This is a genomic window from Pseudomonas sp. NY11955 (genome assembly GCF_048068035.1).
In the GTDB taxonomy this organism is placed as follows: domain Bacteria; phylum Pseudomonadota; class Gammaproteobacteria; order Pseudomonadales; family Pseudomonadaceae; genus Aquipseudomonas.
On the sequence record NZ_JBLUPS010000009.1, the window covers coordinates 251747 to 276333 of the forward strand.

The 24587-nt window shown below is 61.9% G+C and carries 19 protein-coding genes and 1 pseudogene; 11 read left to right on the forward strand and 9 right to left on the reverse strand.

Annotation, left to right across the window (positions count from 1 at the left end; all coding sequences use genetic code 11):
• The first annotated feature begins 227 nt into the window (after nt 1-227).
• On the forward strand, nt 228-1895 hold the full coding sequence (locus tag ACNFBR_RS18625) for a putative bifunctional diguanylate cyclase/phosphodiesterase (RefSeq protein WP_416736247.1): 1668 nt from the start codon (nt 228-230) through the stop codon (nt 1893-1895).
• A 100-nt stretch (nt 1896-1995) separates the two neighbouring features.
• Here the strand turns inward: ACNFBR_RS18625 and ACNFBR_RS18630 are convergent, their stop codons facing one another.
• Nucleotides 1996-3384 carry a NorM family multidrug efflux MATE transporter gene (locus ACNFBR_RS18630; protein ID WP_416736248.1) on the reverse strand — a complete coding sequence of 463 codons (1389 nt, stop codon included), beginning with the start codon at nt 3382-3384 and terminating at the stop codon, nt 1996-1998.
• A 157-nt stretch (nt 3385-3541) separates the two neighbouring features.
• Here ACNFBR_RS18630 and ACNFBR_RS18635 point away from each other — a divergent pair, with 157 nt between their 5' ends.
• Nucleotides 3542-4468: a LysR substrate-binding domain-containing protein gene (locus tag ACNFBR_RS18635; RefSeq protein WP_416736249.1), complete on the forward strand. Its 927-nt coding sequence runs from the start codon at nt 3542-3544 to the stop codon at nt 4466-4468.
• Nucleotides 4469-4636: 168 nt separating this feature from the next.
• Here ACNFBR_RS18635 and ACNFBR_RS18640 read toward each other — a convergent pair whose 3' ends face one another.
• Together ACNFBR_RS18640 and ACNFBR_RS18645 are read right to left on the reverse strand one after the other, a co-directional pair.
• The gene (locus tag ACNFBR_RS18640) at nt 4637-6031 is read right to left on the reverse strand and encodes a VOC family protein (protein WP_416736250.1); all 1395 of its coding nucleotides are present in this window, start codon (nt 6029-6031) and stop codon (nt 4637-4639) included.
• Between the two features lie 203 nt (nt 6032-6234).
• Complete coding sequence (locus ACNFBR_RS18645) at nt 6235-7125, reverse strand: LysR family transcriptional regulator (protein ID WP_416736251.1); 891 nt, start codon at nt 7123-7125, stop codon at nt 6235-6237.
• Nucleotides 7126-7261: 136 nt separating this feature from the next.
• On the opposite strand from ACNFBR_RS18645, the gene ACNFBR_RS18650 reads away from it, so the two are divergent.
• Together ACNFBR_RS18650 and ACNFBR_RS18655 are read left to right on the forward strand one after the other, a co-directional pair.
• Entirely contained in the window at nt 7262-8752 is a 1491-nt protein-coding gene (locus tag ACNFBR_RS18650; RefSeq protein ID WP_416736252.1) for an aldehyde dehydrogenase family protein, read from the forward strand.
• Between the two features lie 158 nt (nt 8753-8910).
• Nucleotides 8911-10197 carry an NAD(P)/FAD-dependent oxidoreductase gene (locus tag ACNFBR_RS18655; RefSeq protein WP_416736253.1) on the forward strand — a complete coding sequence of 429 codons (1287 nt, stop codon included), beginning with the start codon at nt 8911-8913 and terminating at the stop codon, nt 10195-10197.
• A gap of 45 nt (nt 10198-10242) precedes the next feature.
• Here the strand turns inward: ACNFBR_RS18655 and ACNFBR_RS18660 are convergent, their stop codons facing one another.
• Nucleotides 10243-11670 (reverse strand): mechanosensitive ion channel domain-containing protein, encoded by a 1428-nt coding sequence (locus tag ACNFBR_RS18660; protein WP_416736254.1) that lies wholly within the window; start codon nt 11668-11670, stop codon nt 10243-10245.
• A gap of 319 nt (nt 11671-11989) precedes the next feature.
• Here ACNFBR_RS18660 and ycaC (ACNFBR_RS18665) point away from each other — a divergent pair, with 319 nt between their 5' ends.
• From ycaC (ACNFBR_RS18665) to ACNFBR_RS18675, 3 genes are all read left to right on the forward strand, one after another.
• On the forward strand, nt 11990-12619 hold the full coding sequence (ycaC, locus tag ACNFBR_RS18665) for an isochorismate family cysteine hydrolase YcaC (protein ID WP_416736255.1): 630 nt from the start codon (nt 11990-11992) through the stop codon (nt 12617-12619).
• Nucleotides 12620-12735: 116 nt separating this feature from the next.
• A complete protein-coding gene (locus ACNFBR_RS18670; RefSeq protein ID WP_416736256.1) occupies nt 12736-13044 on the forward strand; it encodes a hypothetical protein in 309 nt (102 codons plus the stop codon).
• A 281-nt stretch (nt 13045-13325) separates the two neighbouring features.
• Nucleotides 13326-15167, forward strand: a complete 1842-nt coding sequence (locus tag ACNFBR_RS18675) for an amidohydrolase (protein ID WP_416736268.1) — start codon at nt 13326-13328, stop codon at nt 15165-15167.
• Between the two features lie 77 nt (nt 15168-15244).
• Here ACNFBR_RS18675 and ACNFBR_RS18680 read toward each other — a convergent pair whose 3' ends face one another.
• Nucleotides 15245-16156 (reverse strand): LysR substrate-binding domain-containing protein, encoded by a 912-nt coding sequence (locus ACNFBR_RS18680; RefSeq protein ID WP_416736257.1) that lies wholly within the window; start codon nt 16154-16156, stop codon nt 15245-15247.
• A 135-nt stretch (nt 16157-16291) separates the two neighbouring features.
• Here ACNFBR_RS18680 and ycaC (ACNFBR_RS18685) point away from each other — a divergent pair, with 135 nt between their 5' ends.
• On the forward strand, nt 16292-16921 hold the full coding sequence (gene ycaC / locus ACNFBR_RS18685) for an isochorismate family cysteine hydrolase YcaC (protein ID WP_416736258.1): 630 nt from the start codon (nt 16292-16294) through the stop codon (nt 16919-16921).
• A 195-nt stretch (nt 16922-17116) separates the two neighbouring features.
• On the opposite strand, the gene ACNFBR_RS18690 is transcribed toward ycaC (ACNFBR_RS18685), so the two are convergent.
• From ACNFBR_RS18690 to ACNFBR_RS18705, 4 genes and pseudogenes are all read right to left on the reverse strand, one after another.
• Nucleotides 17117-17515 carry a PBECR2 nuclease fold domain-containing protein gene (locus ACNFBR_RS18690; protein ID WP_416736259.1) on the reverse strand — a complete coding sequence of 133 codons (399 nt, stop codon included), beginning with the start codon at nt 17513-17515 and terminating at the stop codon, nt 17117-17119.
• A 128-nt stretch (nt 17516-17643) separates the two neighbouring features.
• Nucleotides 17644-17937: a DUF3077 domain-containing protein gene (locus tag ACNFBR_RS18695; protein ID WP_416736260.1), complete on the reverse strand. Its 294-nt coding sequence runs from the start codon at nt 17935-17937 to the stop codon at nt 17644-17646.
• Nucleotides 17938-18627: 690 nt separating this feature from the next.
• Nucleotides 18628-20415 carry a monovalent cation:proton antiporter-2 (CPA2) family protein gene (locus ACNFBR_RS18700; RefSeq protein ID WP_416736261.1) on the reverse strand — a complete coding sequence of 596 codons (1788 nt, stop codon included), beginning with the start codon at nt 20413-20415 and terminating at the stop codon, nt 18628-18630.
• A gap of 175 nt (nt 20416-20590) precedes the next feature.
• Nucleotides 20591-21427: pseudogene (locus ACNFBR_RS18705) on the reverse strand (YifB family Mg chelatase-like AAA ATPase); the annotation flags it as partial.
• A gap of 133 nt (nt 21428-21560) precedes the next feature.
• Here ACNFBR_RS18705 and ACNFBR_RS18710 point away from each other — a divergent pair.
• The 3 genes from ACNFBR_RS18710 to ACNFBR_RS18720 all read left to right on the forward strand — a co-directional run bounded on the left by ACNFBR_RS18710 (nt 21561) and on the right by ACNFBR_RS18720 (nt 24545).
• Complete coding sequence (locus tag ACNFBR_RS18710) at nt 21561-22463, forward strand: DUF4145 domain-containing protein (RefSeq protein WP_416736262.1); 903 nt, start codon at nt 21561-21563, stop codon at nt 22461-22463.
• Between the two features lie 359 nt (nt 22464-22822).
• Nucleotides 22823-23002, forward strand: a complete 180-nt coding sequence (locus ACNFBR_RS18715; protein WP_416736263.1) for a hypothetical protein — start codon at nt 22823-22825, stop codon at nt 23000-23002.
• On the forward strand, nt 22968-24545 hold the full coding sequence (locus ACNFBR_RS18720) for a hypothetical protein (protein WP_416736264.1): 1578 nt from the start codon (nt 22968-22970) through the stop codon (nt 24543-24545). The genes ACNFBR_RS18715 and ACNFBR_RS18720 overlap by 35 nt, the downstream gene beginning before the upstream one ends.
• Nucleotides 24546-24587: the final 42 nt, after the last annotated feature.

Sequence of the window (24587 nt, forward strand, 5' to 3'; positions counted from 1 at the left end):
GTCTGACGTCTGAGTCAGACTTTTCTCCGGCCTACTATTAGCGCCACTAATTCTAGTAGCTGAAAAAATCATATTTGCTGGTTCGGCTCGTTTCGAGCAGGATGCACGACAAAATACGTCGGGATGCTACGCCCGTAAAAACATGTATAAAAGTGAAAATCATTTTCATTAAATGCAGTAGCATACCCGCCAGTTACCGTTGCACCGTGAAGCCCTAAGGAGTCCGCTTGTCCACGCCTGTCGAACCTTTGCGTTTGCTGCTGTTGGCTGATGAGCCGGAATGGGCCGCCTTGTTGCACGCATGCATGCCTGCCCTGAGCGGCAGTGCGGTGCTGCTGACCGCCCCGAACTGGGAGGCGGTCGACAGCCTGTTCAGCCATGACCGCCAGGCCGTGGTGCTGGCAACCCCGGCCCTGCAGCCGGTGCCCGGGCGCTGCGACCTGCCGACCATCCTGCTGCTCGACCACGAGCCCGAGGTAGCGCCCAGCGCTGTCAGCGACTGGCTGGTGCGTGGCCAACTCAATGCCGACACTTTGCGCCGCTCGCTGCGCCATGTGCGTGAGCGGGGCGTGCTGGTGGCCACCTTGCAGCGCCTGGCCGAGCAGGACCCATTGACCGGCATCGCCAACCGTCAAGGTTTCCAAGCCTTGCTGACGGCGCGCCTGGCCGAAAACGACGGCCGTGGTGTTGCCCTGGGCCACCTGGACCTGGACAACTTCCGCCACGTCAACGATGCCCTCGGCCACCAGAGCGGCGACCGCCTGATCTTGCAGGTGGTGGCTCGGCTGCAGAACCAGCTGGAGGCGGGCGACCAACTGGCGCGTCTGGGCAGCGACGAATTCGCCCTGCTGATCGACACCCGGCGTGACGCCAACCGCGCCGAATGGATTGCCGAACGCATCGTCGAGGCCTTGGCCGAACCCTACTGGATCGACGGCGAAAGCCTGCTGCTGGGTTGCAGCCTGGGGCTGGCCCACGCCCGCGCGCAGGGTGGTGCCGACCCGTTGATGTGGCACGCCCACATTGCCATGCGTCAGGCCAAGGGCAGCCAGGGCTGCACCTTCCATGTGTTCAACGAACGCATCAACCGCAATGCCCGCAGCCTTGCCGACCTGGAAAGCGAACTGCGCCGCGCCCTGCGCCGTGACGAGCTGGAGCTGCACTATCAGCCGCGGCTGAACCTGGCAGACGGGCGCATCGTCGGCCTGGAGGCGCTGGTGCGCTGGCGGCATGCCGAGCGCGGGCTGTTGCCGCCCAGCGAGTTCGTGCCCCTGGCCGAGCAGAGCGGCCTGATCGTGCCCTTGGGCTACTGGGTGATTTCCCGCGCCCTGCGCGACATGCAGGCACTGTGCGAGCGCGGCCTGGAGCCGTTGCACATGGCGGTAAACCTCAGCTTCCGCCAGTTCCAGGACAGCCAGTTGCTGGCCACCTTGAGCCGGTTGATCCTTGAGCATGGCGTAGACGCCCGTTGGCTGGAGTTTGAACTGACCGAAACGGCGGTGATGCGCCGCAACGAGCTGGTGCGCCAGACCATGGACGCTCTCGGCCGCCTGGGCGTGCGCTTCTCCCTCGACGATTTCGGCACCGGCTTTTCTTCGTTCGTGCACCTCAACAGCCTGCCGATCGCCTTGCTCAAGGTGGACCGCAGCTTTGTGGCTGAAATGGAAATGCGCGAGGAAAACCGCAAGCTGGTGCACGCCATGATCAACCTGGCGCACAACCTCAACCTGGAGGTGGTGGCCGAGGGGGTGGAGAGTGAAGAGCAACTGGCGTTGTTGCGCGGGTTTGGTTGTGACCAGGTGCAGGGCTTCTTGGTCAGCAAGCCACTGCCGGTAGGTGAATTGATCGATTTCTTGCTAAATGTGCCCGGCCGTCAGCTGGATGCTGTCCTTTAGGGCCTCTTCGCGGGCGCGCCCGCTCCCACAGGTACACCACAGGTATTGAACACTGTGCAGTCCCTGTGGGAGCGGGCGTGCCCGCGAAGAGGCCCTGAAGTCAGGCCGAAGCAGTAGCCTCAGCACGACCCCCTGCCTTGCCTAGCAACCGCTTCATCCGCCACTCAAAGCCAAACGTCAGCGCCACCGCCGCGCACGCCAACCCCAGCGCAAGCCCCCACCAGATCCCCACTGCGCCACCGCCCAGGGTAAAGGTGAACAACCAGGCACTCGGCGCCCCCACCAGCCAGTAGCACACCAGCCCGATCAGGAAGGTGGTCTTGGCATCCTTCAGCCCGCGGATCGAGCCCATGGCAATCGTCTGCATGCCATCGAACAGCTCGAACCACGCCGCCACCATCAACAACTGCACGGCCACCTGGAAGATCGCGGCGAAGGCTGGGTCATTACGGTCGATGAACAGCCCCACCAGCGCCTCGGGCAGCAGCAGGAACAGCGCGGCAAAGGCAAACATGATCATTGCCCCGAAGCCGATACCCACGCGCCCGGCGCTGCGCGCCGCCAGCAAGTTGCCCGCGCCGTAGTACAGGCCCACGCGCATGGTGACCGCATAGGACAAGCCCGTCGGCACCATGAACGCCGTGGAAACGATTTGCAGGGCGATCTGGTGCGCTGCCAGCTCGGTGCTGCCCAGCACGCCCATGCACAGCGCGGCGAAGGCGAACAGGCCCACTTCCACCATGTAGGTGCCGCCAATCGGCAGGCCCAGCCGCCACAGCTCGCGCAGGGCCGGCAGCGATGGGCGCGACAGGCCCTTGCGCAGCGGGTAGTCGGCATAGGCCGAGTGCCAACGGATATACAGTGCCAGGGCAATGGCCATGCCCATCGACACCACGGCGGTAACCAGGCCGATGCCCATCAAGCCCAGCTTGGGCAGGCCGAACATGCCTTCGATCAGCGCCACGTTGAACAGGTAGTTGAGCACGGTGCCGACCAGGCTGATGACCATCACCGGGGTCGAGCGGCCCAGTGCGCTGGTGAAGCCGCGCAAGGCCATGAAGGTCAGGTAGCCGGGCAGGGCCAGCGGCAGCAGGGTGAGGAACTCGGCGGCCGAGGCTACGTTTTCGGGCTTTTGCCCGAACAGCAGCAGCACCGGCTCAAGGTTCCACAGCACCAGTGCGGCGAACAGCGCCAGGCCCCAGGCCAGCCACAAGCCGTTCTGCGCCAGGCGGGTGGCACCTTCGATGTCGTTGGCACCCTTGCGAATCGCCACCAGGGTGCCGACCGCGGCGATAACGCCCAGGCAGAAGATCGACACGAACGAGTAGCTGGCCGCCCCCAGGCCGCCACCGGCCAAGGCCTGTGGGCTGATGCGGGCCATCATCAGGGTGTCGGTCAGCACCATCAGCATGTGCGCCAACTGCGAGGCGATCAGCGGCCCGGCCAGGCGCAGCAAAGCCTTGAGTTCTGTGGTGGGCGCGACGTGCATGGAGGCGGTCCTTCTTCCTGAGGTGATGAACGAACGGCGATTCTGAGGCTTTGGTCAACTTTGCACAAAAGGATAAATCCGATGGTTGGCATGAGTCTGACTCATGCATATATGCTTCTCGGTAATTTGCTCCACAGCCCCGTATGGCAGGTGCCTCATGTCCCGTCAGCTCCCTCCGCTGTATGCTCTGCGCGCATTCGAAGCCGCCGCGCGGCTCAGCTCCTTCACCCGTGCCGGTAAAGAACTGTCGATTACCCAGAGCGCAATCAGCCGCCATATCCGTACCCTGGAAGATCACTTCGCCTGCCGGCTGTTCGTGCGCAGTGGTCGCAGCCTGCAACTGACCGAGGCGGCGCGGGTGCTGCTGCCAGGTGTGCGCGAAGGTTTCGCGGCGCTGGAGCGGGCCTGCGAGACCTTGCGTGGCGAGGACGACATCCTGCGCATGAAGGCGCCCTCGACCCTGACCATGCGCTGGTTGCTGGCGCGCCTTAGCCGCTTTCGCCACCTGCAGCCGGGTAATGAAGTGCAGCTGACCAGCGCCTGGATGGATGTTGACCATGTGGACTTCAACCAGGAACCGTTCGACTGCGCGGTGCTGCTCAGCGACGGCGCATTCCCGCCGGACTGGGAGGTGCGCAAGCTGTTTGCGGAGTTGCTGATCCCCGTGGGGGCGCCAGACCTGCTCGACGACGGGCCGTGGGACGAGCGCCGGCTGGCCTCGATCGAACTGCTGCACCCCACGGTGGACAAGCGCGACTGGCGGGAATGGCTGGAGCGTATGGGGCTGAGCGACAGGGTTTCGCTCAAGGGCGGGCAGGTGTTCGACACCCTGGAGCTGGGCATGATTGCCGCGGCGCGTGGCTATGGCATTTCCATGGGCGATTTGCTGATGGTGGCCGAGGACGTGGCGCAGGGAAGGTTGAGCCTGCCCTGGCCGACAGCCGTGCCCAGCGGGATGGACTACTACCTGGTGTGGCCGCGTACGCGGCCGGGTGGCGAGCGGCTGCGGCGCTTGAGTGATTTCTTGGAGGACGAGGTGGCGGCGATGGATTTGCCGGATGTGGAAATCCTGCCGCCTCTCTGATCACCTGGCCAGCGCCGATATCAAGGCGAACACAAGCCCTGTAGGAGCAGCCTTGTGCTGCGAAGAGGCCATTGCCGGCGAAGATGATCTTTAGCCTCACCGGCCTCTTCGCAGCACAAGGCTGCTCCTACAGGTGATGCGATTCACCCGCGAAAAGGTCGCAAAGCCTTACATCGAGCCCAGGTTCAACGCCTGTGCACAAGCCTGCAGCGAGCGCCGCTCGCTTTGCGCATACAGCGCCAGCTCATCCTGCACCTGCAGCCCCAACGCCGCTTCGAAGGCATCGCGGTTGGCGTTGCTGCCGTACTCGGCTTGCGCATCGTCACCCAGGTTGGACTGGAAGATGCCGGCCGCACTCACCGGCAGGAAGTCCTCGTACACCAGCGCCTCGAAGTGCACATGGCCAGCGTCGATCAGCCCTTGCAGGGTAGTAGGGCGGCCTTCCTGGTCACGCGCGGCCAGGCCTTTCTCGGTGGCGAAGTAGCGGAAATACGCCAGGCCCTGTTCACGCATCTGTGCCAGGTCGTCCGGGAATTCGGCAAAGGTTGCCTTCAGCAGCGCCATGTAGCGCTCGGCATTGGCCTCGGCCGGAGCACCACCCAGCGCAGCGCGGGTAGCGTCCAGCAGCGTGTCGTACAGCTGGCGACCTTTCGGCGTCAGGGCCGCGCCGCGTTGCTCGATCTCGCCAAAGCGCGCGGTGTGGCTGCCTTCGCTGCCTTGCTGGTCACTGAACGCGACTTTTTCCTGCAGGGCCTTGAAGCTGGTCTGGCGCAGCAGGATCGGGTGGCGGCGGGTGGGCGGGCCTTCGACCACGGCCTTCGGTGGGATGCCCTTGGCCGGCATGCCGACTTGGATTGCATCGATGTCCAGGGTACGCGGCGTCAGGTGGTTGATGTGCGGGCCCTTGAAGGCCACTACATCGGCGATCAGGCGATGTTGGTCGTGCAGTTGCTGGTATTGCTCGGCAGTCACGGTGGCGTCATGGTGCCAGCGGAAAGTGTGCAGCGCTTCCTGCACGAACGCCTCGGCATCCGCGGCGTTCAGGCCGCCATCGCGCTCGCACTGGGCGATCAGTTCGAGGGCGCGGGTGGTGAAGATCTGGCGCTTGGCCAGGATGCTCTGGGCCAGCTCGCGCAATTGTGGGTTGTCGATCAGTTCCAGGCGCAGCAGCGAGGTGAACACGCGGAACGGGCTGACGTGCAGCGACTGCTCGTGCACCGCGCGGAAGGCCGTGGAATGCACTGGCACGCCGGCGGAGCTGAGGTCGTAGTAGCCGACTGGCTGCATGCCCATGACGGCGAACAGGCGGGCGATGGTGGCCAGTTCTTCGGCGGTGCCCACGCGGATGGCGCCGTGGCGTTCGTGGTCCAGGCGCTCGATTTCGCCGGTCCAGCGCAGGGCCTCGGCAACTTCGGGTTGCTGGGCCATGACCTGCTGGTTGATTTCGCTCACCAGCTCCAGCAGCGTGCCGTACAGCGGCACTTCCTGTTTGTACATGAGCGACATGGCGGCAGAGAACTGCGCGCGGATGCTGTCTGGGCTGACGAAATCGTGGGCGGGCATCGCTAGCTTCCTGGTTGGGTTCGGACGCTTACATGAAAGCTGGGAATGCACTTTGCTCACAAGCGAAAAAAAGTGAGTGTGTCATTCCTTTTATGATCGACCTCAAGGGCCTATTCGCGGGCACGCCCGCTCCCACAAGGTAGTGCACTGGGTTCAGACCTTGCACGGTCCCGGTGGGAGCGGCTTTAGCCGCGAAGAGGCCCTCAAGCCTGAAGCTGCTCGCGAATCCATTCCACCAACGCCCTTACCTTGGGCACCTCCGCCGCATGCTCGGCATACGCCAAATAATGCGCCCCCGCACTGCGCATCGCATGGTTCCACGGCACCACCAGGCTTCCTTCAGCCAGCTCCTTCGCCGCCAGGTAACGCGGCACCAACGCCACCCCGCACCCGGCCTGCGCCGCGCTCAACGCCATATAGAACGTATCGAAGCGTGGCCCGTGATAGGCGCTGACGCTCTGCAGGTCTTGCTCCAGGAACCACTCATGCCAGGCCTCCGGTCGCGACGTGCTCTGCAACAGCACCAGGTCGGCCAGCTCTGCGGCATTGCCCAGCGTTCGCCCGGCCAGCAGCTCCGGCGCGCACACCGGCACCACCTCTTCACGGAACAGCTCCACGCACGTGGCCCCCGGCCAGGTGCCTTGGCCATAGAAGAACACCACGTCCGCCGACCCTTGCAGCAAGGCGAACGGCTCCATCTCGTTGCGGATGTCCAGGTGGATATTGCTGTGCCGTTTGCCAAAACCCTTCAGGTGCGGGATCAGCCAGCGCACGCCAAAACTTGGTTGAGTGGCTACTTTAAGTATTTCGGTCTGCTCGCCGTAGGTGAGCACGTAGCGGCTGGACATATCCACCTGGGTGAGGATCTTGTTGACCTCGGCCAGGTACAGGCTGCCGGCCGGGGTCAGCTGCAAGCGCCGGCGGATGCGCAGGAACAGATGGTGGCGCAGCATGTCCTCAAGTTGCGCCACCTGCTTGCTGACCGCGCTCTGGGTCAGGTGCAGTTCTTCGGCGGCACGGGTAAAGCTCAAATGGCGGGCTGCAGCCTCGAAGCACTGCAGGGCGGTCATGGAAGGCACCAAGCGTTTGGACATAGCGATCTCTACGGCTCAAATCATTACCTGACGGAATGATATGCGGAATAAAGGTCGTTTGTTGTCCCTATGTGATCGGATTAATACTGATCCACATCATTTTTCCACCCCATCACCCGATGTAGGAGAAGCACAAATGGTTGCTGGATTGCTCGAGCGCCTTGGCGTTGCCGCCGAGGCTTACACCCAGGGCGACTACCCTGTTCACACGCCGATCGACGGCAGCCAGATCGCCTCGGTGAAACTGCTCGGCAAAGCCGAGACCATCGCCCGCATCGATCAGGCCCAGAGCGCCTTCGAAGCCTGGCGCAGCGTGCCGGCCCCGCGCCGTGGTGAACTGGTGCGCCTGTTCGGTGAAGTGCTGCGCGAGCACAAGGCCGACCTCGGCGAGCTGGTCTCGATCGAAGCCGGCAAGATCACCCAGGAAGGCCTGGGCGAAGTGCAGGAAATGATCGATATCTGCGATTTCGCCGTTGGCCTGTCGCGCCAGTTGTACGGCCTGACCATCGCTTCCGAGCGCCCTGGCCACCACATGCGTGAAACCTGGCACCCGCTGGGCGTGGTCGGCGTGATCAGCGCCTTCAACTTCCCGGTCGCGGTATGGGCCTGGAACACCGCCCTGGCCCTGGTGGCCGGTAACTCGGTGGTGTGGAAACCGTCCGAGAAAACCCCGCTGACCGCCCTGGCCTGCCAGGCGCTGTTCGAAAAAGCCCTGAAAGCCTTCGGCGATGCCCCGGCTGGCCTGGCACAGCTGGTGATCGGCGGCCGTGAAGCTGGCGAAGCCATGGTCGATGACCCACGCGTACCACTGGTCAGCGCTACCGGCAGCACCCGCATGGGGCGTGAAGTCGGCCCACGCGTGGCAGCCCGCTTTGGCCGCAGCATCCTCGAACTGGGTGGCAACAACGCCATGATCCTGGCCCCGAGTGCAGACCTGGACCTGGCCGTGCGCGGCATCCTGTTCTCGGCTGTCGGCACCGCCGGCCAACGTTGCACCACCCTGCGTCGCCTGATCGTGCACCGCTCGATCAAGGACGAAGTGGTTGCCCGCGTCAAAGCCGCCTACGGCAAAGTGCGCATCGGCGACCCACGCAAGGAAAACCTGGTTGGCCCTCTGATCGACAAGCTGTCGTTCGACGCCATGCAGGGCGCGCTGGCCAAGGCCCGCGACGAAGGTGGCCAGGTGTTTGGTGGCGAGCGTCAGCTGGCCGACCAGTACCCGAACGCCTACTACGTATCGCCTGCCATTGCCGAAATGCCGGCGCAGAGCGACGTAGTGCGCCACGAAACCTTCGCCCCGATCCTGTACGTGCTGGCCTACGATGACTTCGAAGAGGCCCTGCGCCTGAACAACGAAGTGCCACAAGGCCTGTCGTCGTGCATCTTCACCACCGACATTCGTGAAGCCGAGCGCTTCCAGAGCGCCTCGGGCAGCGACTGCGGCATCGCCAACGTCAACATCGGTACCAGCGGCGCCGAGATCGGTGGTGCGTTCGGTGGCGAGAAGGAAACCGGCGGTGGCCGTGAGTCGGGTTCGGATGCCTGGAAAGGCTACATGCGTCGCCAGACCAACACCGTGAACTACTCGCGCGAGCTGCCGCTGGCACAGGGTATCGTGTTCGACTGATGGTTTGATGCTGCATGGCCGGGGGCCTGGCCCCCGGTTCGCGGGCAAGCCCGCTCCTACAGGGATTGATGGCGCTTACGCGATCCCTGTAGGAGCGGGCTTGCCCGCGATGGGCCGCACAGCGGCCCCAAACAAGAACAAATAGCTGGAGCCGGGCCATGTCCGAACTGCGTCAAGAATGCTTGTGGGAATTCGTCAGCAAACCGAGCGTTGCCGCCCAGGCCCTGGCCGGTGAGCACAAGGCCGATGTCTGCGTGATCGGTGGCGGTATTACCGGCCTGTCGGCGGCCATCCACCTGCTCGAACAGGGCAAGTCGGTGATCCTGCTGGAAGCCTGGAAGATCGGCCATGGTGGCTCCGGGCGCAACGTCGGCCTGGTCAACGCCGGCACCTGGATCCGTCCCGATGACGTCGAGGCCACCCTCGGCCAGAAGCAAGGCAGCCGCCTGAACAAGGTGCTCGGCGAAGCCCCGGCGGAAGTGTTCGCCATGATCGAGCGCCTTGGTATCGACTGCCAGGCCCAGCACAAAGGCACGCTCCACATGGCGCACAACGCCACCGGCATCGCCGACCTCGAAGCCCGCCATGAACAATGGCGCCGCCGGGGTGCCGACGTCGAGCTGCTGACCGGCGCCCAGTGCCAGGAATACTGCGGTACCGACAAGATTTCCGCCGCGCTGCTGGACCGCCGTGCCGGCACCATCAACCCGATGGGCTACACCCAGGGCCTGGCCGCCGCTGTGGCACGCCTGGGCGGTAAGCTGTTCCAGCAGTCTTCGGTCGAAGGCCTGGAGCGTGATGGCGACGCTTGGCGGGTGAAGACAGCACGCGGTTCCGTGCGCGCCGACAAGGTGGTGATTTCCACTGGTGCCTACACCGAAGGCGACTGGAGCAACCTGCAGAAGCAGTTTTTCCGCGGTTATTACTACCAGGTCGCTTCCAAGCCTTTGCAGGGCGCGGCGGCCGACAAGGTGCTGCCGCATGGCCAGGGCTCGTGGGACACCCGCACCGTGCTCAGCAGCATTCGCCGGGACGACCAAGGCCGTCTGTTGCTCGGCAGCCTGGGCCGTGTCGACAACAAACCCGCGTGGTTTGTGCGCAGCTGGGCCGACCGTATCCAGAGCCACTACTACCCCGAGCTGGGCAAGGTGGAGTGGGAAATGCACTGGACCGGCTGCATCGACTTCACCCCTGACCACCTGATGCGCCTGTTCGAGCCGGCGCCGGGGTTGGTGGCGGTGACGGGCTATAACGGGCGGGGTAATACCACGGGCACCGTGATTGGCCGGGCGTTTGCCGAGTTCTTGCTGAAGGGGGAGGCGGACAGCCTGCCGATTCCGTTCTCGCCGATGAGCGGCGTGAGTGCGCCTTCGCTGCGCACCGCGTTCTACGAGTCCGGCTTCTCGCTGTACCACGCGGGGCAATGCTTGAGAGTTGTGTTGTAAGTACTGGCTTTTCGCGGGCATGCCCGCGAAGAGGCCGGCACAGGCTTACTTGTGCAGCCAGCTGAGGAAGCCGCCTTTCTTGATCGAAACCGGCTTCTGCAGCAACAACGACTCCCGGTTCTGCCGCCGAAACCGCTGCAACTTGCTTAACGCCGTCTGCACTTCACCACGCTGCTGCAGGCAGCTCTTCACCTGTTCCTTGTCGATCCGGTAAAGCACGCAACTGGTCAGTGTGCGGAACTCGGCCAGCGAATCGTCTTCGTCGATGATGCCCTCTATCCCCAGCACTTCACCCGGCCCCATACGTCCGGCCTCCAGCAGCTTGTCGCCATCGCGCACCGATGCCGACACCACTCCGCTGCCAATCACCAGCAAATGATCAGAGTGCTCGCCCACGCCCAGGATTACCTGGTCTGCCAGGTATTCCACGGCGGTCATGCGCTGGCTTAGCGCATCGCGCTCTTCATCACTCAGCGAGCGGAACACGCGCACCTCGTCCAGCACTTCGCGCTGCCGACTGCGCGGCGCCATGGCCAGGTCGACATTCCACATCACCCCGCTAGCCTCCAAGTGCCGGTGCGCCAGGTCGAACAGCTGGTTGCGCGCGTCGCCCTTGGCGTCTGCGTCGGCGACGAAACCGCTGGCCTCGTACTCCACGGACTCCAGCGTCGAGGCCTTCACCGTCACCTTCGGTTTTGGCGTAACAAGAATGGCACTGACGCCTTGCAGGGCCTTTTCCAGTGCATCGAATACCCGCCTGGGCCGCACCTTGGCCGGCACCACCACGCTGATGGACACCCCGTGCACGTCAGCCGGGCGGCTGTGGTTGAGAAGCCGCGCCTTGGCCGCCACCGAGTTGGGGATCACCGCCAGGCTGCCGCTGCCGGTGAGCAGGCGGGTGGCGCGCCAGTCGATGTCCAGCACCTTGCCTTCGGTGCCATCGATGGAGATGGCGTCGCCGATTTGGTAGGGCCGCGTGGTGTTCAGCACGATGCCGCTGAACACGTCGGCCAGGGTGCTCTGCAGCGCCAGGCCGATGACGATGGCCATTACCCCGGAGGTGGCCAGCAGGCCCTTCACCGGCAGCTGCATCACATAGCCTGCGGCAGCCACCACGGCGGCCAGGAAGATCAACGCCCCCAGCACATCCTGCAGCAAGCGCCCGCCATGGCTGCCACGGGCCACCAGGAGCAGGCCGAACACCACCGTTACCGTGCGTGCGCCGAACAGCCACCAGCCGATCGCCAGCACCGTGGCCATCAGGTTGCGCGAGACATCGTCGGGCCAGGGCGGTGGTTGCAACGGGCTCATGCCGGCGGCCACCAGCACTGAGCTGAACAGCAGGAAGATCATCAGGCGCGTGCCGATGCGCCAGGCCCTGCGCTGCATGGGGATGACTTGCCAGAGCACCAGGTCGAGCAGGATCAGGGCGGTACCGAGCAACAACGGGGACGACTGGATGAACGCCAGCATGGTGGTCTCGGGTGAGGGGAGGGCTGTGGGTAGTAATAGAGCAGGTTGGCCGGGCAGGCAATGGCAGCCTGTGCTGGCCTCTTCGCGGGCACGCCCGCTCCCACAGGTAATGCGCTGGTTCTGAATCTTGTGCGATCCCTGTGGGAGCGGGCGTGCCCGCGAAGAGGCCAGCAAAACCAACGCCAATCTATCGTTCCTTAAACAGAACGCTAAAGCCAAAAACCGCTATCTACCGCTCCAAAGGTCCCGGTTTTAATCTTCACCCATCAACGCGAAACACCCCCACTTACTGAAAAACAAAACACCAAGGAGCACGACCATGACCCAGTTCAAATACAACCGCCTGAACAAAGACGACGCCGCCGTACTGCTGGTCGACCACCAGGCTGGCTTGCTGTCCCTGGTCCGCGATATCGAACCCGACGCGTTCAAGAACAACGTGCTGGCCCTGGCTGACCTGGCCAAGTTCTTCAACCTGCCGACCATCCTCACCACCAGCTTCGAACAGGGCCCCAACGGCCCGCTGGTACCGGAACTGAAAGCGCTGTTCCCGGATGCCCCGTACATCGCCCGCCCAGGCCAGATCAACGCCTGGGACAACGAAGACTTCGTCAAAGCGGTGAAGGCCACCGGCAAGAAACAGCTGATCATCGCCGGCGTGGTGACTGAAGTGTGCGTTGCCTTCCCGGCGCTGGCGGCCCTGGAAGAAGAATTCGACGTTTTCGTGGTGACCGATGCCTCCGGCACCTTCAACGCCATGACCCGCGACGCCGCCCACGACCGCATGAGCCAGGCCGGTGCGCAGCTGATGACCTGGTTCGGCGTGGCCTGCGAGCTGCACCGTGACTGGCGCAACGACATCGAAGGCCTGGCCGCGCTGTGCTCCAACCACATCCCGGACTATCGCAACCTAATGACCAGCTACAACGCCTTCAACGCCGGCAAGTAAGCCAACCTTCCGGGGCACCGCCAGTCGGTGCCCGGCCAGGTCGGCATACCCCTCCAATCCACTGCCCGTCCGCCGTTGCACAGGGGATACGGGCTAGCTCATCCCAAGGAACGCCGATGAACACTGCACGCCAAGACAACCGCGAAGTGGTGACCGTATGCCTGCAACACAAAGTGCTCGCTAGCCCAACGGGCGCCACGGTGGCCCAACCGCCGCGCTGGAAGCAGGCGCTGCTGACCTACTTGGTGATTTGCCCGATGACCATGGTCATTCCGCAACTGCTGGCGCCGCTGTTTGCACGCTTCCCGCAGCTGGGCGGCCCGATCGCCGGCAACTTGGTGGTGAACCTGTTCGTCATCCTGCCCGTGGTGTTCTACATCATGCCTTGGGTAACCCGCCGCTGCGCCAACTGGCTGCGCGGTTGAGCCACGCCGTCGCGGGCTTGACTCCGAAGGGTACAGCCTTGGCGGCACGAAACCTGATCAGGGCTAACCTTCTACAACCCTGCATCAACCGGCATGCCCCGCAGTTGCGCCTGCCGCCGCACCCAGAGACGGAGAACAGCATGTCCCAGGACCGCAACGACAAGACCCGTCGCCAGTTCCTCGCCACCAGCACCGTGCTCGGTGCTGCCGGCGCGCTCTGGTCCGCACTGCCCTTCACCGGCCAAGCCGGTTCCGCCCACGCATCCACGCAAGGAGCTTCCATGACCGCCGACCTGATTCTGTTCAACGGTAAACTGCACACCGTTGACCGCGAAAAGCCCACCGCGACCGCTGTCGCCATCAAGGACGGCCGCTTCGTCGCCGTGGGCAACGACGCCGAGGCCATGGCCCACAAGGGCGCCGCTACGCAAATCATCGACCTCAAGCAGCGCACGGTGATCCCGGGCCTCAACGACTCGCACCTGCACCTGATTCGCGGTGGCCTGAACTACAACCTGGAGCTGCGTTGGGAAGGCGTGCCGTCGGTGGCCGATGCCCTGCGCATGCTCAAGGACCAGGCTGCACGTACGCCAACCCCGCAGTGGGTGCGCGTGGTCGGTGGCTGGAACGAATTCCAGTTCGCCGAAAAGCGCATGCCGACCCTTGAAGAAATCAACCAGGCAGCCCCCGATATCCCGGTGTTCCTGCTGCACCTGTACGACCGTGCGCTGCTCAACCGCGCCGCGCTCAAGGCTGTCGGCTACACCAAGGACACGCCGAACCCGGCAGGTGGCGAGATCCAGCGTGACAAGTTCGGCAACCCGACCGGCATGCTGATCGCCCGCCCGAATGCGATGATCCTCTACGCCACCCTGGCCAAGGGGCCGAAGCTGCCGCTGGAGTACCAGGTCAACTCCACCCGCCAGTTCATGCGTGAACTCAACCGCCTGGGCCTGACCAGTGCCATCGACGCCGGCGGCGGCTACCAGAACTTCCCCGACGACTACTCGGTGATCCAGGAACTGGCCGACAACAACCAACTGACCGTGCGTATCGCTTACAACCTGTTCACCCAGAAGCCCAAGGAAGAACTGGACGACTTCAAGAAGTGGACCTCCAGCGTCAAGCTGCACAGCGGCACCGATTTCCTGCGCCACAACGGCGCCGGCGAAATGCTGGTGTTCTCTGCCGCCGACTTCGAGGACTTCCTCGAACCGCGCCCGGACCTGCCGCAAACCATGGAACAAGAGCTGGAACCGGTGGTGCGCCACCTGGTCGAGCAGCGCTGGCCGTTCCGCCTGCACGCCACCTACAACGAGTCGATCACGCGCATGCTCGACGTGTTCGAGAAGGTCAACCGCGACATCCCGTTCAACGGCCTGCCATGGTTCTTCGACCACGCCGAAACCATCACCCCGCAGAATATCGAGCGCGTGCGCGCCTTGGGCGGTGGTATTGCCGTCCAGGACCGCATGGCCTTCCAGGGTGAGTACTTCGTTGACCGCTACGGCGCCAAGGCCGCCGAGCAGACCCCGCCTATCCAGCGCATGCTCGACATGGGCGTGCCGGTGGGCGCTGGTACCGACGCTACCCGCGTGTCCAGCTACAACCCGTGGACCTCGCTGTACTGGCTGGTCAGCGGCAAGACCGTGGGCGGCATGGCGCTGTACCCCGAAGGCCTGAGCCGCGACACCGCGCTGCAGCTGTTTACCCAAGGCAGCGCCTGGTTCTCCAGCGAGCAGGGCAAGAAGGGCCAGATCAAAGTGGGCCAGCTGGCCGACCTGGCGGCGTTGTCGCTGGACTTCTTCAGCGTTGATGAAGAGGCGATCAAGGGCATCGAGTCGGTGCTGACCATCGTAGATGGCAAGGTGGTGTATGGCGCGGCGGAATTCGACCGGCTCGGTCCGCCGCAGGTGCCAGTGTTGCCTGAGTGGTCGCCAGTGGCCAAGGTACCGGGGCACTGGCGGGTTGGTGCGCCATCGCTGGCCGCCGCCGTGCACCAGTGCAGCGGGCCATGCGGGGTGCATGCGCACAGCCACGAAAAGGCGCGGCAGTCGAGCGTGCCGGTGAATGATTTCCAGGGCTTCTGGGGGACGCTGGGTTGTTCGTGCTTTGCTTTCTAAGCTGAACTGATGTGAAGAAGGGGGCCAGTTTTTGGCCCCCTTTTCTGTTCTTTCACTGCTGGCGCTTTCGCCGGTGCTCAAGCCATGTCGCTGATGGCAAATTCCTCAGCCAGATGATCGATCAGCGCTCGCACCGACGGCAGCAACCCACGCCGCGACGGGAAGATCGCATGGACGATCCCGCAACGCGGGTGCCACTCAGGCAGCAGCTCTACCAGCCGCCCTGCCGCCAAGTCCTCACGTACCGCGACGCGTGGCAGGTGCGCAATACCCACCCCGGCCACCACGAAGTGGCGCAAGGCAAACAGGTCATCAGTCACCATGCGCGGTGTATGCGGGATGACGATACTGCGGCCGCTGCCCTCACCCTCGAACAGCTCCCACTGGTATTCGCGCTGGGCACTGCCCCAATGCACGCTGGGCAGCGTGCCCAGCAGCTGTGGGTCGAAGCCTTTGGGCAGTTGCGCCAGGTATTGGGGATGTCCGACCAGGCACTGGGTGCTGTTGCTCAGCACCTTCATGACCATGTCGGTGTTCTCCAGCGGTGGAAAGCGCACCCGCAAGGCAATGTCGAAGCCCTCGTGCAGCAGGTCGACACGGCGGTTGGTACTTTCGATGAACAGCTCCACCTGTGGGTACTTGAGCATGTAGCGGGTCAGCATCGGCCCGACCCAGGCGTTTAGCAGGGTGGTCGGGCAGCTGATGCGTACCAGCCCGCGCGGTTCGCTGCGGTTGCGCTCGATGATCTCCGCCGCGCCCTCGGCCTCCACGCGCATGGCCAGGCAGCGGTTGTAGTAGGCCTGGCCGATCTCGGTCAGCGAGCAGTGCCGGCTGGTGCGGTGTAGCAGGCGCACGCCCAGGCGGTCTTCAAGGTCGGCGATGCGCCGGCTGAGCTTTGACTTGGGCATGTCCAGCGCCCGGCCGGCCGGGGCGAAGCCGCCGTGCTCTACAACTTGGGTGAAGTAATAGAGGGAGTTGAGGTCTTCCAATGATCGTTCTCCAAATGGAACGCTAAAGGCATTTTTCGCAGTCTACCGCCGTGATAGTGATGATTTTAATCTGTGTCCATCAACGCGAAACACCCCGGACTGCTGAAAAATTCATAACCCTTAGGAGCACAGACCATGAGCAAATTTACCTACAACCGCCTGAACAAAGACGACGCCGCCGTGCTGCTGGTGGACCATCAGGCTGGCCTGCTGTCGCTGGTGCGCGACATCGAGCCGGACAAGTTCAAGAACAACGTGCTGGCCCTGGCTGACCTGGCCAAGTTCTTCAACCTGCCGACCATTCTCACCACCAGCTTCGAGCAAGGCCCCAACGGCCCGCTGGTGCCGGAACTGAAAGCCCAGTTCCCGGATGCGCCATACATCGCCCGACCTGGCCAGATCAATGCCTGGGACAACGAAGATTTCGTCAAAGCGGTGAAGGCCACTGGCAAGAAACAGCTGATCATTGCCGGTGTGGTGACCGAGGTCTGCGTAGCCTTCCCGGCGCTGTCGGCCCTGGAAGAAGAGTTCGATGTGTTCGTGGTGACTGATGCTTCGGGTACTTTCAACGAGATGACCCGCGATGCTGCCCATGACCGCATGAGCCGGGCGGGCGCCCAGCTGATGACCTGGTTCGGCGTGGCTTGCGAACTGCACCGCGACTGGCGCAACGATGTAGAAGGGCTGGCGGCGCTGTGCTCCAACCACATTCCGGATTATCGGAACCTGATGACCAGCTACAACGCGCTGACTGCGGGTAAGTAATACCAAGTAACCAGCCGGATGGCTGCCACTGGAAACCTCCGTTGACTTGAACACAGAGTGTTGTTAGCGTTTGGACTGAGCGCGAAACCAGCTGCCATTCAGCGGCAATAGCTGGCGTAGGAACCCCGTCGATGGCTGGATCATCAGCGTCGGGTGAGACCTCCACACCCCGGCTTGAGGGTGTGTATATGAATATCAAGCGTGATTACAGGGCCACTGTTTACAGTGGCCCTTTTCTTTGATCGGCAGAAAAGCGTACCGCGTGTAGAGCAGCTTCCCATGCCGATGCTTGTTCAGCGCCTTTGCATCGCACTGCATGAAATTCCACAGACTCTTGCCGTGATCGAGTGTTACGACCACCAGCATCTGCCGCCTGGTTTCGTATACACCAATAAAGGCCAACCTGTAGGTGCCATTGGTGTAGGCAACCTCCCACACCTCAAATGGTCCGATTAGCGTATCCAGCGCTACTTTTACATAGCGTTCCCGGGCGTCTTGCCGTTTCTCGACGATGTGACGGATACAACTGCGCTGAATGCGGATGTCGCCCATTGGGGTTCTGATGCTTACCAGGCTGGCCTTTTCATCGTTCAAACCTAGATGTTTCGCAGTGAGCCCAATTGCGCTGTCATGTGAGTCGGCAGCAGCTAGTTCTTCGATAGCCTGTATTGATATAGAGCAGGCTGGTTACCGCAACCTGCTCAGCGTTGATGCAATGAGCTTCAACTTACTGGCTGCGACTCAATCCCATCCAGCAATGCCTCGACCAACCCTTCCGCCATTTCGAGTGCATTCAGGTTGCTCCAGAACAGGCTCTTGCCTGTGTCATCCAGATGCTCCAAGGCTTTGTAGCCACAGTCGTAGGCGCCGCATAGGTACTGCGCGACATGCACCAGGGCGTCCTGGGCCGGAACGCCTGGGTTTACTGTGAACAATGGGGGATGGCCGGCATCGCAGCGGCTGAAAGGGCGTTGTGTGGTGTTGGGGAGAGGTGGATCGGGGACGATTTTTTTCATTGCAGTAAGCTCTCTAGGTTGTACTGCAACCATCCGTTTCCACGCGAAGGGTGGCAGTTGTACGCGGGGTGGAAAACCGGTGAGAGGCAACCCGGTAGGCCATACGGCCTCCCGCGCACAACTGCCATTGAAGACAGACCTCTGACCGATACGGGTTTCCACACCCGATCGCTGAACCGACAGCGACCCGGTCAGCCTAGAGAGCAGGCCTTCCCCGGACAATCAGACGGGTGTCGACACGGTGTGTAGGATAAATCCTTGGGTTATGCATTCGTGTAAGGAATGGCTCAGAAAGAAGTAGGACGATGCTGAGAACAGGGTGGTTTAGCTGAATTGTTCTAGCTACCGCATCGGCGCTGAGAGTGGCGCGTCGGGAGACCACAGAATGGCCTCGAAGTGCCTGGCGATAGGTTTCTGGCGCCTATGAGATCGAGCGCCGCCCGCGCGGCGCATCGCGAGCGAAGCTCGCTCCTACATTTGTTTCGGGCCAATTTTTCCTGTGGGATTTGCGCGCGAACGCCTTGGCGCTTGGCTCTATATCGCGTCGTACAAACAGGGCGGTCGCGCGCGCCTGTCACAGGCAATACTGGCCAGAAACAAATGTAGGAGCGAGCTTCGCTCGCGATGCGCCGCGCGGGCGGCGCTCGATCTCCCAGGCGCCACAACACCCAAGGCGTACGCCAAAGGCCCTCAATCCGCATCTGAATCAAACAATCGCTCCAGCTCCACCCGTGCCTCCTTGGCCGTCTGCATCACCTTGGCCCGGTCGTCGCGTACCTGCCCCTGGGCCACCAGCACCTCTTCGTCATGCTGGGTAAACCGCGCAATACGGTCCGCCGCTTGATCATCGCTCAAGCCCAGCCCCACCAGCGCTCGGCGGGTCATCTCCAGGCTGGAGTAGAACGTCTCGCGAATCGGCTCGGCACCCACATCCGCCAGCTTGTGCACATGCTGGCGGTTACGTGCGCGGGCCAGCACTTTCAGGTGTGGGTACAGGCGTTTCACCCGTTCAGCGGTATGAATGGCGGCTTCGGGGTCGTCGATGGTGATGATGAAGTACTCCGCCTCACCCACCTTGGCCGCATGCAGCACCTCGGGGCGCAGCGGGTCGCCGTAGAACACCGGTACCTGTTCGAACATGCGCGTCATTTCGATGGTGTCCACCGAGGTTTCCAGGGCAATGAACGGGATCTTCTGCGCCCGCAGGATACGCGCGACGATCTGGCCCATGCGGCCCATGCCGACGATCACCACCCGTGGTGTATCAGCCTGGATCTGCTTGTACTGCTCGGGCACTTCACGCACCGGCTGCGGGCGTTTGAGGGCGCGGGCGCAGCCAATCATCAGCAGCGGGGTGATGGCCATCGACAGGGTAATGGTCATCAGCAGCAGGTCGTAGGTCTGGGTGTCGAACAGGCCCTGGTCCTTGCCCAGCTTGAACACCACGAAAGCGAACTCGCCACCGGCCGCCAGCACCATGCCCAAGCGCAGCGCGCTGGCGCCGCTCAGGCCGCCGGCCAGGCGACCGACACCGACCAGCAGCACCAGTTTCACCGCCACCAGCAACAGGGTCAGGCCCAGCACCACCAGCGGCATTTCCAGCAGCAGGCGCAGGTTGGCGCCCATGCCGACGCTGATGAAGAACAGCCCCAGCAGCAGGCCCTTGAACGGTTCGATCTGCGACTCCAGCTCGTGGCGGTATTCCGAGTCGGCCAGCAGCAGGCCGGCGAGGAACGCGCCCAGGGCCATGGAAATGCCGGCTTCTTCCATCAGCCAGGCGGTGCCGATCACCACCAGCAGCGCGGTGGCGGTAGAAACCTCCGGCAGGCCCGTGCGGGCCACGGTGCGGAACACCGGGCGCAGCAGGTAGCGGCCGCCGATGATCACCACGGCGATGCTGGCGAACACCTTAAGGCCGTGTTGCAGGCTGTCGCCGTGGCCGGTGTCCGGCCCGCTGGCGGCCAGCAGGGGGACCAGGGCGATCAGCGGGATGGCGGCGATGTCTTGAAACAGCAGAATGGCGAACGCCAGCCGGCCGTGCGGGGCGTTCAGTTGCTTGCTCTCGGCCAGGCTCTGCAGGCCAAGGGCGGTGGACGACAGCGCCAGGCCCAGGCCGAGCACGATGGCTGCCGGCAGTGTCTGGCTGAAGCCGAACAGGGCGATGGCACCGATCAGCGCACCGGTCAGCAGCACCTGCGCGGTACCGACACCGAACACCGACTTGCGCATCAGCCACAGGCGCTTGGGCGACAGTTCCAGGCCGATGATGAACAGCAGCAGTACCACGCCCAGCTCGGAAATATGCGCCACGCTTTCGGTGTCGCGGATCAAGCCCAGCGCTTGCGGGCCGATGACCACGCCGGCGAGCAGGTAGCCGAGCACAGCACCCAGTTGCAGGCGCTTGGCCAGGGGGACGGCGAGGACGGCGGCAAGCAGGAAGATCACCGCGGTTTGCAGAAGGCTGCCTTCGTGTGGCATTGGCTCGTACTCCATGAGCTGCCGGGGCAGCGGTTGAACAGTTTGGCGGACAATTCTGGGGGTTGGCGAGGGGGCAGACAATCTGCTGCCAGGGAGAAACATTGTCCTGCAAGAAGAGACGATAGCGGTGGGCCACGATCCATTGGGGAGCAGCCATGGGTCGCGAAACGCTGATCTAACTGCTCCCAGGCCGGTATTGCAGGGCCTCGGCCAGATGCGCCCGGCCAATCGCCTCACAACCCTCCAGGTCCGCCAGTGTGCGCGCCACCTTCAACAACCGGTGCGCCGCCCGCAACGACAAGCTCAGCCGCTCACAGGCCCCCTCAAGCCAGGCCTGGTCCACCGCCGCCAACCTGCAGTGGTGGCGTAACCCCTCAAGGTCGAGAAAAGCATTCGCACACCCTTGCCGGCTGTGCTGCACCGCCCGCGCCTGAGCCACTATGGCCGCTACATCGGCACTGGTTTCACCACAGGGCTGGTTGTTCAACGTGGTGCTCTCGCGGGCCACGGTCAGGTGCAGGTCGATGCGGTCCAGCAGTGGCCCGGACAGCTTGTTGCGGTACCGCGCGATCTGCTCGGTGCTGCAGCGGCAGCGGCCAGTGGGGTCGCCCAGGTAGCCGCAAGGGCATGGGTTCATTGCCGCTACCAGTTGGAAGCGTGCAGGGAAACGCACCTTGTCGCGGGCGCGGGCAATCACGATCTCGCCCGATTCCAACGGTTCGCGCAACACTTCCAGCACGCGCCGCTCGAACTCCGGCAGCTCATCGAGAAACAGCACACCGTGGTGGGCGAGGGTAATTTCGCCGGGTTGTGGCCGGCTACCACCACCCACTAGCGCCGGCCCGGACGCGGAGTGGTGAGGGTGGCGAAACGGTCGTTGCGGCCAGTTGCTCAAGGGGGCATGCCCGCTGACCGACTGGATTGCCGCCACTTCCAGCGCCTCGTGCTCATCCAACGGTGGCAGCAGCCCAGGCAGACGGCTGGCGAGCAACGTCTTGCCAGTGCCGGGGGGCCGGTGAACAGCAGGTTGTGTGTTAATCCACCAAAAATATTTGTGAGAGTTACGATTGTCTGGACAGGCCCGCTGCGGAGGTAGTAGCTTTTGGCCATCCATGGAATTCCCGTCATTCAACAGGAGTTAGAGCTTGTCAAACACCTCGGTTGTAATTAATGACTGCCGTACTTGTTATAGAAGTACCCGCCATGAAATTTCTGCGGAAGTTACTGATAGGGTTCAAGAAGAGTGGAATGACGAACTGCATAGTTGGCGTATTGTGAGATGCCTTGGGTGTCACACTTACTCTTTCCAGAAAAAATTCGAAGATTTTGATGAGATTGAAGAAAGTCCTGATGGGGATTTAAGGCATGCGGTTTCTTTTGATGTATATCCGAGTGTGATCAAAAACCACAGAGGGTTATCTTATACTTACTTTCTGCCGCCATTGATCAGGACGGTTTATATTCAAAGCGTAACCGCCCTTAGCCAAAATGCTAATGTTCTGGCAAGTATTGGCTTGCGGGCTTGCATTGAAGCAGTTTGCAACAGCTTAGATATATCTGGTAGCAATCTACAACGGCGGATTGATCAGTTATTTAAAGCTGGCTATGTCTCCAATGGAGATAAGAAGCGGTTGCACGCCATTCGATTTTTAGGCAATGACGCTGCTCACGAAATTAAGCAGCCTAAGTCCGTTGATATCAGAATCGCCCTTGAAATTGTCGAGCATCTTCTGAATACCGTTTTTATTTTGGAGAAAAGAGCTTCAGGCTTGGAAACAATTGCCGAAAGTTACGAGGATTTTATCAAGCTGCTGAAAAACTGTGCATCGGAACACAAATCTGGAACGTCAATCAACTTGCTGGGCCTATTGGGGCCACGTCGCAGACTTATCGCTGCGAGTCTTGACGCGTTTGAAGCGCAACTTGTAGCCCAGATTGAGTCGGGTGAGCTGACGTTTTTAAAGAAGGCTAATACAGCGGAAGAAATACAAGTTCAACTGTACGATGTTGATCAGTCCGAACTATGGGATGATGATCTGCCATTTTAAAAAATTTTTCTAATATTTGTCCCTCGGCTCATAGGTCGGGGGCACTAAAATCGTTTTCGATTTAAATCTTAGCGTTAATTATTTTTTTGAAATAAAACAATTTTTCCTCTTGACGAATTGGAAAAGTGTCGTAGCATTATCACTCCCCCGGCTCGTCCTGAGCCACCAGCTTCACCTACCCCAGCCAATCATCCCGCCAATCGAGCCAATTAGGCTGCTGATTCCATCGGGCTTCTGCTGTCCGCAGAACGGCGAAAAGGTCGAACGGGGTAGGTACGGATTTGTCGCGATTCTTGGCTGTACCCCTAGTGCCACGCGGCTTTGCCCATTTTAAAACTCAACATTCCGGAAGATTTCACATGCGAATTTCACTCAACGAAACCGCCAGTGCACGCCTGCTCGCCTTCATGGCCTCGCGTGGCATTTCCAACCCCACCCACGGCCTGAACGTGCTTATCACGCTGGCCACCTTTAACAACTCGATCCCAGCAAGAGCGGACGCCGATGGCAACAGCCAAGAACAGCAACAACCAACTTGAGTACCCCTGCACCCATTGCGGGGCGATGTTCAAACGCAGACCCGGTGGTCGGGCTACATGTAGCAGTGCCTGTGCCAAGGCAGCGGAGCGAAAGCAAAAAGCGCCAACCCTGACCGCCAAGGAAAAGAAGATTGAACGGCGTAAGCAGCGCCTGCTGGAATGTCCTTTCGGTTATTGGTTACTTGACCAGGCCAAGCGGGCGGGAACAGTACAGACATACCAGGGTAACGATGCGGATGGACTTCGCAGACTCTACGACCAGTACGTGTATCGCAAGCAACGTTACGGCTGGGCAAGTGGTGGCCACGGCCAGGACCTGTTCCAACTATGCCACGTCCAACCCCTGGTAGGTCGTGATGGCAGCACAGGGCTAACTACATGGCAAAACACATTCACCGGTATTGCGTGGCTGAACCAGAAGCAGGGCAACAAACCGGTATGCGCCTGGGCTGGCGCCTCGATTCCTGCAACTGCTCGCAAACGTAAGTGGAACATCACAGACGATATGACACGGGATCAGGTGCTGCAGAAACTTGCTGACTTTCTTGGCCCCGAGTTGGATACCTTCCTTGATGAACTGGAACATATCCCGCAACGCACAATGCGGCTACGTATGGCCAGGAAAGTATTCAAGAATCAGGACGACGACCTGTCCGAGCCGCTAGACCGCCGCTACACGCTGGCCGAGCTTGAGTCGCTAGACTTGGAAGCGCTGCAAGCCTTGGACGCCACCCAGCAAGGGCGGACCAGTGTCAAAGCCGCTGATTACAGCAGGTGCCCGGTGGATTCAGAACTAGGGGTACTCCACGACGAACTTGCCCGTTTCTCCGACCTACTGCCGGATGGGCAACACCGGGACAACTGCAAGGAAATGTTGAAGCTGGTGCGCTTGCTGGGTATCTACCTTGTCCAGGCCAACCATAATCAGGGCACGGCCCGGAGTCGCTTCCTCAAGACGGGCAACGCTACATGGTCGCCCCTGTTGCACCTGCACCATGATCGTCCTTGGCGTGCTCCCGCTCAGGTTCTGACTGATGACCTGGAAACGCTGATTAACGGGGTATACGACTCTAAGGGTAGGGAGTTGAAGCCCGGAATCATCGCGACGGGTCAGATGGCGTTACAGGGGCTGGATATCGACCTTGACCATATCCGGAATCGGCTGATGAAACGGCTTGTTGTGCAAAACCTGGCGCCGGTAGTCGCAGCCCCGGATCAGTGGAACTGGGAAGCCAGTGGCTCAACTTGGCTAGGCTACATCGACAACTTGTACGCCACGTTTGAACCAACCTGGCAGGCCCTGCTTGAAGCCGGTATGTGCACCGAGACGCAAGTTCTCGATGCTCAGGATGCACTACTGGTAAACCTTGATAAGGCTGTCGAAAGCGCCCGCCAGAAGTATCGGAATCAACCGCTATACACGACCCAGAACGTAGGCTTTACCCGATTCCCTCAATGGTTAGAGTTCTCGCCAGTTGTCATTTTCAGAAGACGACTGCACCAATCAACGAGACATGAAGCCTGCTGTGCATACGGCTCCTGACAGCCCGATATCAGGACTCCTCTGCACGAAACTCGTCTATGC

What these genes read in the sequence shown, in the direction of transcription:
- ACNFBR_RS18630 (WP_416736248.1), bottom strand. Translation starts at nt 3,384, where the DNA reads ATGCACGTCGCGCCCACCACAGAACTCAAGGCTTTGCTGCGCCTGGCC.
- ACNFBR_RS18635 (WP_416736249.1), top strand. Translation starts at nt 3,542, where the DNA reads ATGTCCCGTCAGCTCCCTCCGCTGTATGCTCTGCGCGCATTCGAAGCC.
- ACNFBR_RS18640 (WP_416736250.1), bottom strand. Translation starts at nt 6,031, where the DNA reads ATGCCCGCCCACGATTTCGTCAGCCCAGACAGCATCCGCGCGCAGTTC.
- ACNFBR_RS18645 (WP_416736251.1), bottom strand. Translation starts at nt 7,125, where the DNA reads ATGTCCAAACGCTTGGTGCCTTCCATGACCGCCCTGCAGTGCTTCGAG.
- ACNFBR_RS18650 (WP_416736252.1), top strand. Translation starts at nt 7,262, where the DNA reads ATGGTTGCTGGATTGCTCGAGCGCCTTGGCGTTGCCGCCGAGGCTTAC.
- ACNFBR_RS18655 (WP_416736253.1), top strand. Translation starts at nt 8,911, where the DNA reads ATGTCCGAACTGCGTCAAGAATGCTTGTGGGAATTCGTCAGCAAACCG.
- ACNFBR_RS18660 (WP_416736254.1), bottom strand. Translation starts at nt 11,670, where the DNA reads ATGCTGGCGTTCATCCAGTCGTCCCCGTTGTTGCTCGGTACCGCCCTG.
- ycaC (WP_416736255.1), top strand. Translation starts at nt 11,990, where the DNA reads ATGACCCAGTTCAAATACAACCGCCTGAACAAAGACGACGCCGCCGTA.
- ACNFBR_RS18670 (WP_416736256.1), top strand. Translation starts at nt 12,736, where the DNA reads ATGAACACTGCACGCCAAGACAACCGCGAAGTGGTGACCGTATGCCTG.
- ACNFBR_RS18675 (WP_416736268.1), top strand. Translation starts at nt 13,326, where the DNA reads ATGACCGCCGACCTGATTCTGTTCAACGGTAAACTGCACACCGTTGAC.
- ycaC (WP_416736258.1), top strand. Translation starts at nt 16,292, where the DNA reads ATGAGCAAATTTACCTACAACCGCCTGAACAAAGACGACGCCGCCGTG.
- ACNFBR_RS18695 (WP_416736260.1), bottom strand. Translation starts at nt 17,937, where the DNA reads ATGAAAAAAATCGTCCCCGATCCACCTCTCCCCAACACCACACAACGC.
- ACNFBR_RS18700 (WP_416736261.1), bottom strand. Translation starts at nt 20,415, where the DNA reads ATGCCACACGAAGGCAGCCTTCTGCAAACCGCGGTGATCTTCCTGCTT.
- ACNFBR_RS18715 (WP_416736263.1), top strand. Translation starts at nt 22,823, where the DNA reads ATGCGAATTTCACTCAACGAAACCGCCAGTGCACGCCTGCTCGCCTTC.
- ACNFBR_RS18720 (WP_416736264.1), top strand. Translation starts at nt 22,968, where the DNA reads ATGGCAACAGCCAAGAACAGCAACAACCAACTTGAGTACCCCTGCACC.